Origin of the sequence: Achromobacter sp. HNDS-1 (assembly GCF_040084795.1) — a bacterium.
GTDB classification, from domain to species: Bacteria; Pseudomonadota; Gammaproteobacteria; order Burkholderiales; family Burkholderiaceae_B; genus Achromobacter; species Achromobacter ruhlandii.
In genome coordinates, this window is the sequence record NZ_CP157584.1 from 1,848,465 (window position 1) to 1,861,165 (window position 12,701).

Sequence of the window (12,701 nt, forward strand, 5' to 3'; positions counted from 1 at the left end):
CGCGTTACGCGGCGGCGGAGGGAGAGTCGACGTGGCGGATCGAACCGGCCACGACATGGGCGCCGAAGTCCGCCACCAGCGCCTGCACGAAGGGATCGACGGCGACCGCGTCCTCGGCGGCCTGCTGGCGCGCCGCGCGCTCGGCCTGGGCCACGGCGTGGGCCGTGGCTTCACCGACCGCGCCGACGTCCACGTCCAGCCGGATACCCTGGCCGAAGTGTTCGCACAGCACCGTCTGCAGGCGCACGCGGCTTTCGCTTTCCGCCAGTGTCTTGACGGCCACGCGCAGGATGATGGCATCGCCCTGCACGCCGGCCCATTCACTCTGGCGCGCCAGCTCGGCGGCCAGGCCGGTGACCGGCAGGCGCGCGGCCAGCTCGGGCCACGCGGCGGAGGTCATGTCGGCCAGGCGCGCGCGCGACTGGCGCTTGCGAGCGGAAGCCGGGCCTTCGCGTCGGGCGGGAGCCGCCGGCGGGGCGGGCGCGGCCGAGGGCGCGCTGGCCAGCGTTTCGAAATCGTCGTCGGGGTCGGACGTGAAACCGCCGTCGGACGCGAAGCCAGCATCAGGCACGAAGCCGCCTTCGGCCTCGAACGGGATTTCTTCGTCGACCCAGGACGGCGGACCGTCGTCATCGGCGGCCGGCGCGACCGCGGCGGCCGCGGGCGTCACGGCCAGCGGGGCCGACTTGGCGGGCGCCGGGGTGGCGGAGGCGTCCGTGGCTGGGGCATCCGCGACGGCGGGCGCGGCACCGGGCGATGCCGTGGCCGGCACGCTCGGCGCGGCGGTATTCATGGGGGACGACGGCTGGGCAGCGGCGTCGACGGCCGCCTGGGCGGAACCGGCGGCGGTCGGCGCATCTTCCCAAGGCGGCACGCTGGCAGCGGCCGGCTGGGCGGGCGTGGCGACGGGTGCGGCAACCGGCGCTGCAACAGGCGGCGTGGCCACCGCCGTGGGCGCAACAGCCGCGGGCGCGGCAGCCGGCGCGGCGTTCGCTTGCGGCACGCTGGCGGGGGAGGACGGCGCGGGGGCTGTCGCCACGGGGGCCGGCGCGGGCGCGACCGGTTGCGCCACGGGTACAACGCGTTCCCCCACCGGCGCGGCGGCGACCGGCGCCGCTTGCGGCGGCTGCGCGGTGGCCACGGCGGGCTCGGCCGTCTGGCGGGCCGGCGTGGCGGGCGCTTCGATGGCGGTCTGCGGACCGGCGTCACCGTTGAGCGCCAGCATGCGCAGGCAGGCCATGATGAAACCGGCGTACTCGTCCGGCGCCAGCGTCAGTTCGCCGCGGCTGTGCACCGCCACCGAGTAGAACAGTTGCACAGCGTCGGGATGCAGGGTCTGCGCCAGGCGGGCGATGTCGGCCGCCAGCGGATCCTCGGCCGGCATCACGCCGGACACGCGCTGCTCGATGGCGACGCGCGACAGCAGCACCGCCAGGTCGGCCAGCGCGCCGGCGTACGACAGGCCGCGCGTGGCGAGTTCGTCGGCCACCGCCAGCACGCCCTTGGCGTCGCCCGTGGACAAAGCGTCCAGCAGGCGCACCAGGTGGCGCTGGTCGATGGTGCCGAGCATGCCGCGCACGGCGTCCTCGGTGAGATTGCCGGCGCTATAGGCGATGGCCTGGTCGGTCAGCGACAGCGCGTCGCGCATCGAACCCGACGCGGCCTGGCCGATCAGGCGCAGGGCCGGCACTTCGAAGCCGACCTGCTCCTCGCCCAGCACCGCCTGCAGGTGGCCCACGATGGAGTCGGCCGGCATCTGCTTCAGATTGAATTGCAGGCAGCGCGACAGCACCGTGACCGGGATCTTCTGCGGGTCGGTGGTGGCCAGGATGAATTTGACGTGCGGCGGCGGCTCTTCCAGCGTCTTGAGCATCGCGTTGAACGCGTGCCCGGTGAGCATGTGCACTTCGTCGATCATGTAGACCTTGAAGCGGCCCGCGCCCGGCGCGTAGACGGCCTGCTCCAGCAACTGGGTCATTTCCTCGACGCCGCGGTTGGAGGCCGCGTCCAGTTCGAGGTAGTCGACGAAACGGCCGGCATCGATCTCGGTGCAGGCGCGACAGACGCCGCAGGGCTTGGAAGTGATGCCGGTTTCGCAGTTGAGCGATTTGGCCAGGATGCGCGACAGCGTGGTCTTGCCGACGCCGCGGGTGCCGGTGAACAGCCAGGCGTGGTGCAGGCGCTGGGTGTCGAGCGCATGCGTCAGCGCGCGCACCACGTGATCCTGTCCCACGAGGGTATCGAACGATCGCGGCCGCCACTTGCGGGCCAGTACCAGATAAGTCATGGCGGGATTGTAGAGCCTTTGCAAGAGCCTATGCGATTGCCGGCGCGAAATGCAAAGGGGACGGAATCATCTTCCAGGGAAATCCCCTTGGAAAACAACCCCGTCCCCTTTGCGAAAACCGGTTGGCGAGCCTTACTCCGGCACTGACCCTAAACGACTATGGCTGCTTCGTTCCCGACCTGACCAGGTTCACCGTCGAACCATGCGAAGGGGCCCGCCAAGCAAGATTCTAGCAGAGCTTCGCGTTGCTCGCTCGGCTAGCCTCTTGCTTGGCGGGCCCCGGGGGGCTGTATGTGCGCCCCCTCCCCGGCCCTCCCCCCGAGGGGGAGGGGGAGAAGACGTTGCTTCGCTTGTCTTGGCGGCTCGCTTCGCTTTGCCTGGCTGGCTGGCTCGCTTGCTTTGGCTTGGCTTGGTTTGCCTTGTCTGGCGTTGCCTGGCTCTGCCTTGGCTTGCCTTGCCTTTACTTTGCTTGGCTCGCTTCGCTTTGCCTGGCTCTGCCCTGGCTTACCTCTACTTCTTTACTTCGCTTGGCTCGCTTCGCTTTGCCTGGCTCTGCCCTGGCTTGCCTTGCTTTTACTTCGCTTGGCTTGCTCCGCTTTGCCTGCCTCGCTTGCTTTGGCTTGGCTTGCCCTGGTTGGGCAGGGGGGCTGCTACAGGTCTATCCAGGCGCGGGCGCGGGGGAAGTAGAGGGCGGCGCGGGCTTTGCGGCCGTCCAGGGCGGTGACTTGGGCGCAGTAGCGCAGGAGTTGGTCGCCGTGGCGTTGGCGCATGCGCTGGGCGAAGGCGGCGGGGGATTCGTTGGGTTGGGGGCGGCCTGTTTTGTAGTCGACGATGAGCCAGCCGTCTTCGGTGCTGAGGGCCAGGTCGATGACGGAGACCTTGCCGGCGGCGTCGATGAGGGGCCATTCGCGGCGGGCGCCGGATTGGGAGAGGAGCCAGAGGCCGCGGTCGTCGGCCAGGGTGGACTGGAGGGTGTCCAGGACGGCCTCGGCGGCGGCGTCGGCCTGGCTGGCGGGGATGCCGGCGCGGGTCAGTTGGCGGCGCATGGCGGGCAGGCGCTGGGCCAGGGCGTCGGCCGGCCAGGCCGCGATGCCGTCCTGGCCGATGCGGGCCAGCCAGGCGTGGGCCAGGGTGCCGATGGCGGCGTCGTAGCCGGATTCGAGTTGCCAGGCCGGATGCTCGGCGCTGTCGCCCCAGGCGCCGCGCGCGGCGGCGGCGAAGCCGGGGCTGATGGCGACGTCGGCCTGCCGCGCCAATTGCGCCAGGCCGTCACGGTGCAGCCGGCGCAGCGGTTCGCCTTGCCACTCGGGCGCGTCGGCCACTGGCTCGGCCGTGTCGCCATCGGCGGCCGGCGGCACCGGTGTCGCCAAGCAGGGCCAGAGGCGGCCCAGCAGGCTCGCGGAGGATGGCGTCTTGGGCTGGCCGCTGGCCTCGTCGACGCTGACGTGGCCGACCAGATGCAGGCGCTTGCGGGCGCGGGTGGCGGCGACGTACAGCAGGCGGTCGATCTCATAGGAGGCGCGGCGGGCCTCGCGCGCGCCCAGGTAGCGCGACACGGGATCGGCCTCGGTTTCGGCGCGCGGCTTGACCGGGCCGAACAGCACGCGGCCGCCGCTTTGCTCGAACCGCACCAGCGGCGGCTGGTCGCCGCGCGGCGCGCGATGCAGGCCGTACAGGATCACGGTCTCGAACTGCAGGCCCTTGGACTTGTGCATGGTCATGATCTCGACCGCGGCCTCTTCGTCGGCGGCGTCGGGCGCGGCGAACAGGCGGGCGATGCCGGTATCCAGCGCGGCCGCGTCGATGGCCCCGTGCGGCGCCAGGCGCTCGACCAGCTGGAACAGGCTTTCGGCGTCGTTGGCGACCGACGGGCCGCTGTAGAGCGCCGGCCCGCCCAGGCGGCGCCACAGCGTCTCGACCCAGGCCGCGAACGGCATCGCGCCCGAGGCGTTGCGCGTATCCAGCAATATCGCCGCCACCTGCCGCAGGCGCGCGTATTCCTCGGGGCGCAGCACGGCCTCGGCCGAACGCGGGGTATCGGCGCCGCTGAACGAAGGCTCGCCATCGCTGGCCGCGATCGGCATCAACGCCGGATCAGCGCGCGAGGCATCAGGCGCCGCATCGTCGAACAAAGCCCCTTGCGCCGGGTGCTCGGTGTCGTCGAACAGCGATCCCTGCCGCGCCGCCGCGGCGGTGGCCACGGGCGCCGCCACGGCCTTCGCCGGCGCCGGGCGCAACAGGCGCTCCAGCAGCACCGGCACCGGCGTCACGTGATCGGCGCCGAACAGGCGCTGCAGCGATTCCAGCGTCAGGCCGCAGAACGGCGCGCGCAGCACCGACAGCCACGCCAGCCGGTCGCCCGGATGCGACAGCGCCCGCACCAGTTGCACCAGGTCCGCCACCACCGGCCGCAGCGCCAGCGGCACCAGGTCCACCGCGCGACAGCGGATGCCTTCCTGCGCCAGCCGGCGCGTCAGGTTGCCCAGGTGGCTGCGGGCCCGCACCAGGATGGCGACCGGGTGCTTGCTGCCCGCGTGTTCGGCCAGCGCCTGCCGCACCAGGCCGACGGCGATGTCCTCGGCCTGTTCCTCGGCCGGCGCGGCGCCGGCGCGCGACCAGGCGGGATGGAAGCGCACCGCCGGATCCGGCAAGGCCTCGTGAAAAGCCGTGGACGGGCTGTACTTGATGGCGCCCGCGGCGGCGTCGCTGCGCTTGGGCAAGAGTTGCGCGAACGACTGGTTGACCCAGTCGACGATGCCGGCCTGCGAGCGGAAATTGTCGGTCAGGTTGAGGAAACCCGGTTGCAGTTCGCCCACGCCCGTTTGCGCGACTTCGAGGAACAGCCCCACCTCCGCCTTGCGGAAACGGTAGATCGACTGCATCGGATCGCCCACCAGGAACAGGCTGCGGCCGTCGCCCTCCTGCCAGCCGGAGGTCAACGTTTTCAACAGATCGAGCTGCGTCTGGCTGGTGTCCTGGAATTCGTCGATCAGCAGGTGGCGGATGGACGCGTCGAGCTTGAGCAGCAGCTCGCCCGGATCGTCGGCGCTGCCCAGCGCCGAGGCGGCGCGCTGCGAGATCTCGATGAAATCGACCTCGCCGGTGTCGGCAAAGCGCAGGCGCAATTGCGCCACCGCCAGCGCCAGCGTCATCAACTGCGCGCCCAGCACTTCCCATTGGGCATCGCTCAAGCGCGGCGCGGGGATATCGCGCACGGCGGCCAGGCGCCGCACCCACGGCGCGTCGCCATCGGCGCTCTCGAGCCAGGCGACGAAGGGTTCTTTATGCGCGCACTTGGGCGGAAAACCGAGTGTCTTGGTGACGGTCTTGCGCAGCGAACCATTGCCGGTGAGCAGCAGATGCGCAACGGCGCGCCACTGGTCCAGTACCTCGGCGTCGGCCGGCAGTTCCTCGGTCCAGTCGAGCAAGGCCGCCAGGCGGTCGTCCTCGCCGCCGTCCTGCAATTGCGCCGCGGCCAGCCGCGCCGGGCCGGACAGCGCGTCGGCCCAGCCGTAGGGCATGGCCTCGCACAGCGCGTCCAGGTCCTCGCCGATGGCCTCGGCCAGGGTTTGCTCCAGCGCCTCGCGGTCGGAGCCATGGCGCAGCAGCGGCAGCCACTGGTCGCGCTGACCGAGCATGTCGGCGATGGCGTCCTTGGCCGCCTGCACGTCCACGTCCATGTGCTGCAGCAGGATGCGAACCGCGTCGTAGTCGTCCGCCAGGTCGAGCGTGGCGCGCGCCGCCGCTTCGTAGTGGGCGCGGGCGTCGTCGGTGATTTCGGGCATGCCGCCCAGTTCGGATAGCCACGGCATGCTGCGGACCAGGCCGGCGCAGAACGAGTCGATGGTGCGGATCGCCAGCCGCGCCGGATGCTCCAGCAGGTGCCATTCCAGTTCGGCGTTGCGCGCCAGCGCGGCGCGCGCCAGTTCCCAACTGCGGCGTTCGTGGGCGGCCTCCGGCGGCGCGTCCAGGCCGCGGCGCAACTTGCTCAACACGCGCGCATGCATCTCCGACGCCGCCTTGCGCGTGAAGGTGATGGCGACGATTTCCTCGGGGCGGTTGACGGTGGCCAGCAGCGCCAGGATGCGGTCGGTCAGCAGTTCGGTCTTGCCGGAGCCGGCGGGCGCCTGCACCAGGAAAGAGCGTGCGGGGTCCAGCGCCGCCGCGCGCGCGGCATGGTCCTGGGGCTGGCGTTCCATATCGGCCATGGCTCAGGCGTCCTCGTCATCCAGGTGCAGGCGCAGGAAAGGCAGCGCGTCGCAGTATTTCAGGTCGTCGCGGCGGTAAGCGACGTTGGCGGCATGGCCCGCCACGTATTCATCGGCCAGCGACTCGATCGCGGCGCGCCAGCGCTGGCGGATCTCGGGCCAGGACAGGCCGTCGAAGTACTTGCTCTCGGCCGCCAGTGTCACGCCTTCCATGCCCAGGTCTTCGTCGGCCAGGCCCTGCGCCGCCACCTGGCGCGCATGGATCTGGGCCAGCACCAGGCCGGCCACTTCGCCGCCGGCGGCATCGGCCAGCACCGAGGCGTAGAACGGCAACTGCACGTTCACCGGACGGCTGCGCGACCAATCGGGCTCGGGCTTGCCGGCGGCCACGCCGGTCTTGTAGTCGACGATGACGTTGCGGCCGTCGGCCAGCGTGTCGATGCGGTCCAGCCGCAGCTTCAGGTGCAGCGGGCCATGGCGCCATTCATGGTTCTTCTCGACCTGCGCCACCGCGAAAGGCAAGCGCTGGGCTTCCATGTCCAGCCACGACGCCAGCACCGTCAGTGCGCGGGCGCATTCCAGCGCCTTCAGCGCCGGCGCATACTGCTGCAGTTCTTCCTCGGCGGCCTGCCCCACCGCCTGCTCCAGCAAGGCGGGCAGGCGGCCGCCGGCCAGCGTGTCATGCAAGGCCTCCTGGTCGGGCAGCATGCCCCACACCAGTTCCAACGCCTTGTGCAGGAATTGGCCGCGCACGTTCACCGTGGCCGCGTCGGCATAGGCCGCGAGTTCGCGCCCGCCCAGCCGGTGGCGCACGAACGCCCACAGGGGGTTGCGCGCCTGCGTGTCCAATACATCCAGCCCGCCGCCGCGATGGTCGTGGGAGGTCAGGGGCGGCCCTTGCGCGTCGTCCAGGGTTTCCTGCGGCAAGGCGGCCACGGCGGCGGCCGGCGCCGGCCGCCAATCGGTCAGGGCAGCTTCGGCGATCAGCGGCGACGGCCGCAACTCGCGTTCGCCATCCATATGCGCGTGGCTGACGATGACCTCCGGCGCGCAGCGGCACAGCGCCGCGTAGATGCCCTCGGCCCACTCGCGTTCGCGCTCGGGCGTGGCGCGCGGCGCCTTGGCCTGGCGCAGCACCGCCAGCGGCAGCAGCGGGTTCGGCTTGGGCGAGGCCGGCAGCACATCGTCGGTCAGGCCCAGCATCCACACGCCGTCCCAGAAACCGCCTTCGGCTTCCAGCAGGCCCAGCACATCCAGGCGCGCCAGCGGGTCGCGCTGCGGCTGGAACGCGGCCGAGCGCGCCACGCTCTGGAGCAGGTTGACCGCCGCCACGCCGCCCAGCTTGCCGGCGGCCGGCGCCAGCGCCGAGAAGCCGCCCAACGCCTCGCCGAACGCGCCCAGCACCTGATAGCCGACGCTGTCCAGCGCGCCCTCGCCGGGAAAGCCGAGCGCCGTCAGCGCCGCCTTCATGCGCAACATCCAGACATCGCTAGTGGCGCGCGCGCCCCCCTTGGTCCAGATCTCCATGGCCTGGTCCCAGGCCTGCGCCAGCGGCGGCAACTGCGACAGTTGCTTGCGCCATTCCGTCGCGGACAGGCGGATCTGGCCGCGACGGCGCCAGCGCGCATCGAGCGCGGCCATGCCGGCGCGGTCGCTGACGTCGCCCGCGCAGTGGCCCGCCAGCAGCGCCGCGCCCAGCACTTCGACGCCGCAGCCCTTGCCGGCCGCGCATTCGGCCAGCGCGCGCAGCCACGCCAACGCGGCGCGCGCCAGCGGCCATTCGTCCAGCGGACGGCCGACCGCCACGTTGAAGGCGAACGCCGGCGCGCCGTCATGGCCAGCCAGCGCCTGACTGATGATGCGCCGCGCGAACGGCGATTCGGCTTCGAGCTGGGGCGAGACGATGGCGTAGCGGCCGCTGGGATGACGCTTGAGCTGGCTGGCGGCCCACTCGGCCGCCGCGCGCCATTCTGCGCCCTGGTCCGGCGCCTCGTAGCGGCGCGGCGCGGCGGGCGCGCGCTGCGTGTCGCGCCATTGCGCAATCAGGCAGCCCTGTTCCTCGAACGCCCGCAGCAGGCGCCGGAAGCGTGGCGACATGTCGGTGAACCCGGCCAGCACCAGATGGCCCGGCACGGTCAGCCGGCCGTCCTCGAGCGCCCGCAACACGCGAGCATAGCCCTGGTTGGCGTCCTCGGCGTCGATGGCGGCCAGGGCCTGGCGGTAACGTTCGCGCCAGCGCGCGAAACCGCGGTATTCGTCGGTGTCGGCGCCGGACGGCACGCGCAGCGCCCACTCGTCCATGAGCTGGTCCGCGTCCATCGACAGGCGCGCGGCCTGGCTCGCGTCCAGCAGCACGCGCTCGGCCTCCTCGGCGCGGATGGCCTCGGTCCAGACCAGCTGGGTAGCGAAGCCGTCAAGCCGGTAGGCTGGCACGTCGTCATCGGTCTCGAACGCCAGCTCATTGGCGGATTCGGCCAGCCAGGCGGACAACGGCAGGATGCGCGGCAATTCGCTGACCTGGCGCTCCTGGCGCAGCAACCCGGCCAGCTCGAGCGTGAGCCGGCGCGACAGGCGGTTGTTGACTGTCAGCACCAGCATGTCGGCGGCAGGCATGTCGCCGATGGCGGACAGGCTCAGGTCGGGGTAGGAAAGCGGGTCGTCCTGCATGGGCGGCGTGAAAACGCGGTACGGAAGCACGGCGTGGAATCGATTACCGCCGTAGGATACCGCGCCCTCGCCCCACCCGCGCGGCTAGAAACCACACAGCGACGCCAGGTTTTCCCAATGGATCTGCATGTCGGGCTGGGTATAGCCCCAGAAGGCCAGGCCCAGCACCAGGGCCAGCGCCCCCCAGCCCGCCAGTCGCCAGACGCGATGGCGGCGGGCGGGCGATGCGGAGGGCGAGTCGGTCATCAGGGTCACCCGCGTATCAGGCGGTCGCCGGCTGCGCCAGCGGCTGCTCGCGCACCGGCAGGCACAGCAGCGCGGCGGCCACCGCCAGCGCCACGCCCAGCCACCAGACCAGGTCGTAGTTGCCGGTCTTGGCATAGGCATAACCGCCCAGCCACACGCCGATGAAACTGCCAACCTGGTGTCCCAAAAAGACGATGCCCGACAGGGTCGCGGCATAACGCAGGCCATAGATCTGGCCGATCAGCCCCTGCGTCAGCGGCACCGTGCCCAGCCAGAACAGGCCCATCCAGGCCGCGAACGCATACAGCACCCACGGCGACAGCGGCATCCACAACAGCAGCAGGATGCCGAAGGCGCGCATGCCGTAGACCACCGCCAGCAAGCGCTTCTTGCTGTACCGGCCGCCGAGCTTGCCGGCGTAGAAGGACCCCAGCACGTTGAACAGCCCGATCAGCGCGATCGCGGTGGCGCCCTGCCCCGGCGTCAGGCCGCCGTCGGTGACGTAGGCCGGCAGGTGCAGGGTGATGAACGCGGTGTGGAAGCCGCAGACGAAATAGCTCCAGAACAGGAAATGGAACGACGGATGCCGCACCGCCTGCCGCACCGCCGCCGTCAGCGACTGCTGCGGCCCGCCGTGGGCCTGCGGGCGGCCGCGCAGGTAATAGGCCAGCGGCGCCGCGCAAGCGACGAACAGCGACAGCACCCACAACGCGCCCGGCCAGTCCAGGCCGGTAATCAGCGCCTGCCCGGTCGGCACCACGGCGAACTGACCAAGCGAGCCGCCGGCGCTGGCGATGCCCATGGCGGTGCTGCGGTATGCCGGCGGCACGGCGCGCGCCACCACCGGCAGGATCACCGGAAACGTGGTGCCGGCCTGGCCCAGGCCGACCAGCAGGCCGGCGCTCAGGTACAGCGTGGTTTCGTCGGTGGCGAAGCGGGTGCCGATCATGCCCAGCATGTACAGCGCCGCGCCCAGCGCGATGGTGCGGCCGGAGCCATAGCGGTCGGCCAGGATGCCCATGAAAATGCAGGCCACGCCCCAGACAAGATTCTGCAGCGCGAAGGCCATGGAAAACACTTCGCGGCTCCAGCCATGGGCCAGGCCCATCGGCTGCATGAACAGGCCAAAGGTGGCGCGCACGCCCATGGCCAGCAGCACCACCAGGGTACCCAGAATGATGGTGCGCACGTAACGCGTATCGGTAGTGCTCGACATGATTGTTCTTATTGATGGAGAAAGGCGTCCCCTCCTCGGGACGGCCGGGCCGTGGGCCAGACGCGCACATCATAAACAAATAACCCGGAGCCACCGGCAATACCCGTGTCGCCGCATCGCGTATCACGCCAGGGCTTGCGCCACACCCAACAATATAGTTGATTTTATCAACCAATTATTCCAGAATGGGATTTTTCCCATCCTGATCAGCCATGACTCTGCAAACTCCGCTGACCCGCCTGCTGGGCACGCGCTATCCGATCATCCAGGGCGGCATGAGCTGGGCCTCGTCGAACGCGGCGCTGGCGCTGGCCGTATCGCGCGCTGGCGGGCTCGGCGTGATCGCCGCCGGCCCCATGTATCCCGAGGCGCTGCGGGCCGCCATCCGTGCGGTACGCGCCGGCACCGACGCGCCGTACGCCGTCAACATCCCGCTCTACAACAAGCGAGCGCAGGAACACATGGACATCGCCCTGGCCGAAGGCGTGCCGGTCATCATCGCCTCGCAGGGCGGCCCCCAGAAACACATTGGGCGCGCGCGCGACGCTGGCGCAAAATGGTTGCAGGTGATCGCCAGTCCGGAGCATGCCGCCAAGGCCGAAGCGGCCGGCGTGGACGCGGTGATCGCGGTCGGCCTGGAAGCCGGCGGCCACCCAGGCCCCGACGAGATCGGCTTGCAGGTGTTGCTGCGCGCGGTGGTGCGACGCGTGTCGGTGCCGGTGGTGGCGGCCGGCGGCATTGCCGACGGTGCCGGCATCGCGGCCGCGCTATGCCTGGGCGCGGCCGGCGCGCAGCTGGGCACGCGCTTCCTGCTGACGCCCGAGGCGGGCGTATGCGACGCCTATAAGGACGCGGTGCTGGCGGCGGGCGTGGCCGACACCACGCTGGTGGGACGCGGCCGTTCGCCGGTGAGAATGTTGCGCAACGCCTTCGCCCGCGACTATCTCGCGGCCGAACACGGCGGCGATCAGGCCATGCTGGAGACCCTGTTCGCCGGCAGTTCCTTGAAGCAGGCCGCCTTCGACGGCGACGTGCAGGGCGGCAAGGTCGAGGCTGGCCAGAGCGCGGGCCTGATCGACAGCCTGCAGCCGGCGGGCGCGGTGGTCGAGCAACTGGTGGCGCAAACGCGCGAAGCGCTCAGGCGCGCGGCGCTGCTGGCGGAGTGAAGCGCGGATCGAGCCCCACATCCGCACGAAGGTCGCCGCGGTTTCAGCCCTGCCCCGGTATCGCCCGGGCGGCGGCGGGATTCACGCGCCGGCTTCCCAGGGATTGACGATGACCACGCCACAACCCGAAAAATCAGACACGTTCCGGGTGACCAGCGTCATGCCGTGCACCAGGGCGGTGGCGGCAATGAACGCATCCCGCTCGGGACGCATATCCGGCACGTGCAACCTGGCGCAGCGCAATGCCACCGCCCCATCGAGCGGCAACGTCCTGTCGGAGAACTCCGGCAGGACGTGATCACGCATCCACTCGCGCAACCGCGCGCCTTGCCCGACATCGCGTCGCTCCATGCGCAGAATGCCGATCTCCAGCTCCATGAGCGTTATCGCGGAAACGTAGAAATTCGCCGCATCCTCATCCGAGAGCCAGGCAGTCACGTTCTTGTCGGCCTTGCCGTCGCCCACCTTGCGCAGTTCGGAAAGCACGTTGGTATCCAGCAGGAACATCACGCGACGTCCGCCGGGCGAGGCAGCTCGCGTGAGCGGGGAGCATCGAGTTCGATGTCGGCAAGGCCGGGCATCGACAGCGCGCTGACGATACTTCGCTTTTTGCCGACCAGGCGCCAGTAGTCCTCGATGGCGAGCAGGACATGGGACGGCTTGCCTCGATCCGTGATGAACACGGGCCCCTTGAGGGCCGCCTTCTTCGCCTTGGTCACGTCCTGATTGAGTTCGCGGCTGGAAAGTGTGGTGATGGACATCGCGCATCCTTTGATCCTTGCTTAATACGTAGTAACGTTACTACATTAAAAGTGGCGGGACAACCCCCGGCAGCCGAGGCCGCCCAGGAATTCTCCCGCGCGTCAGGATCAGCCAAGGGCCACCACGCGCCCTCGCATCCAGCCAGAATC

The 12,701-nt window shown here is 70.5% G+C and carries 8 protein-coding genes and 1 other RNA gene; 1 reads left to right on the forward strand and 8 read right to left on the reverse strand.

From position 1 onward, the window contains the following. Positions 1–4 precede the first annotated feature (4 nt). The 6 genes from dnaX to ABFG95_RS08505 form a co-directional block, all read right to left on the reverse strand. Positions 5–2,287: a DNA polymerase III subunit gamma/tau gene (dnaX, locus tag ABFG95_RS08480; RefSeq protein ID WP_278992644.1), complete on the reverse strand. Its 2,283-nt coding sequence runs from the start codon at positions 2,285–2,287 to the stop codon at positions 5–7. Positions 2,288–2,408: 121 nt separating this feature from the next. Continuing rightward, positions 2,409–2,506: signal recognition particle sRNA small type (gene ffs / locus ABFG95_RS08485), an RNA gene on the reverse strand. Positions 2,507–2,937: 431 nt separating this feature from the next. Continuing rightward, positions 2,938–6,495 carry a UvrD-helicase domain-containing protein gene (locus tag ABFG95_RS08490; RefSeq protein WP_278991250.1) on the reverse strand — a complete coding sequence of 1,186 codons (3,558 nt, stop codon included), beginning with the start codon at positions 6,493–6,495 and terminating at the stop codon, positions 2,938–2,940. Positions 6,496–6,498: 3 nt separating this feature from the next. Then, positions 6,499–9,162: a PD-(D/E)XK nuclease family protein gene (locus tag ABFG95_RS08495; protein ID WP_348996040.1), complete on the reverse strand. Its 2,664-nt coding sequence runs from the start codon at positions 9,160–9,162 to the stop codon at positions 6,499–6,501. An 84-nt stretch (positions 9,163–9,246) separates the two neighbouring features. Then, on the reverse strand, positions 9,247–9,408 hold the full coding sequence (locus ABFG95_RS08500) for a hypothetical protein (protein WP_167385865.1): 162 nt from the start codon (positions 9,406–9,408) through the stop codon (positions 9,247–9,249). 16 nt (positions 9,409–9,424) lie between these two features. Next, positions 9,425–10,624, reverse strand: coding sequence for an MFS transporter (locus ABFG95_RS08505; RefSeq protein ID WP_068957736.1), 1,200 nt, complete (start codon positions 10,622–10,624; stop codon positions 9,425–9,427). A gap of 212 nt (positions 10,625–10,836) precedes the next feature. On the opposite strand from ABFG95_RS08505, the gene ABFG95_RS08510 reads away from it, so the two are divergent. Further along, entirely contained in the window at positions 10,837–11,790 is a 954-nt protein-coding gene (locus tag ABFG95_RS08510) for a nitronate monooxygenase (RefSeq protein WP_054417200.1), read from the forward strand. A gap of 81 nt (positions 11,791–11,871) precedes the next feature. On the opposite strand, the gene ABFG95_RS08515 is transcribed toward ABFG95_RS08510, so the two are convergent. Further along, positions 11,872–12,300 carry a type II toxin-antitoxin system VapC family toxin gene (locus tag ABFG95_RS08515; protein ID WP_197487190.1) on the reverse strand — a complete coding sequence of 143 codons (429 nt, stop codon included), beginning with the start codon at positions 12,298–12,300 and terminating at the stop codon, positions 11,872–11,874. Then, complete coding sequence (locus ABFG95_RS08520; RefSeq protein WP_049075417.1) at positions 12,297–12,551, reverse strand: type II toxin-antitoxin system Phd/YefM family antitoxin; 255 nt, start codon at positions 12,549–12,551, stop codon at positions 12,297–12,299. Before ABFG95_RS08520 ends, ABFG95_RS08515 begins: the two co-directional genes overlap by 4 nt. Positions 12,552–12,701: the final 150 nt, after the last annotated feature.

Coding starts and splice junctions, on each gene's coding strand:
- ABFG95_RS08500 (WP_167385865.1), bottom strand. CDS start 9,408: ATGACCGACTCGCCCTCCGCATCGCCCGCCCGCCGCCATCGCGTCTGG.
- ABFG95_RS08520 (WP_049075417.1), bottom strand. CDS start 12,551: ATGTCCATCACCACACTTTCCAGCCGCGAACTCAATCAGGACGTGACC.
- ABFG95_RS08510 (WP_054417200.1), top strand. CDS start 10,837: ATGACTCTGCAAACTCCGCTGACCCGCCTGCTGGGCACGCGCTATCCG.
- dnaX (WP_278992644.1), bottom strand. CDS start 2,287: ATGACTTATCTGGTACTGGCCCGCAAGTGGCGGCCGCGATCGTTCGAT.
- ABFG95_RS08505 (WP_068957736.1), bottom strand. CDS start 10,624: ATGTCGAGCACTACCGATACGCGTTACGTGCGCACCATCATTCTGGGT.
- ABFG95_RS08495 (WP_348996040.1), bottom strand. CDS start 9,162: ATGCAGGACGACCCGCTTTCCTACCCCGACCTGAGCCTGTCCGCCATC.
- ABFG95_RS08490 (WP_278991250.1), bottom strand. CDS start 6,495: ATGGCCGATATGGAACGCCAGCCCCAGGACCATGCCGCGCGCGCGGCG.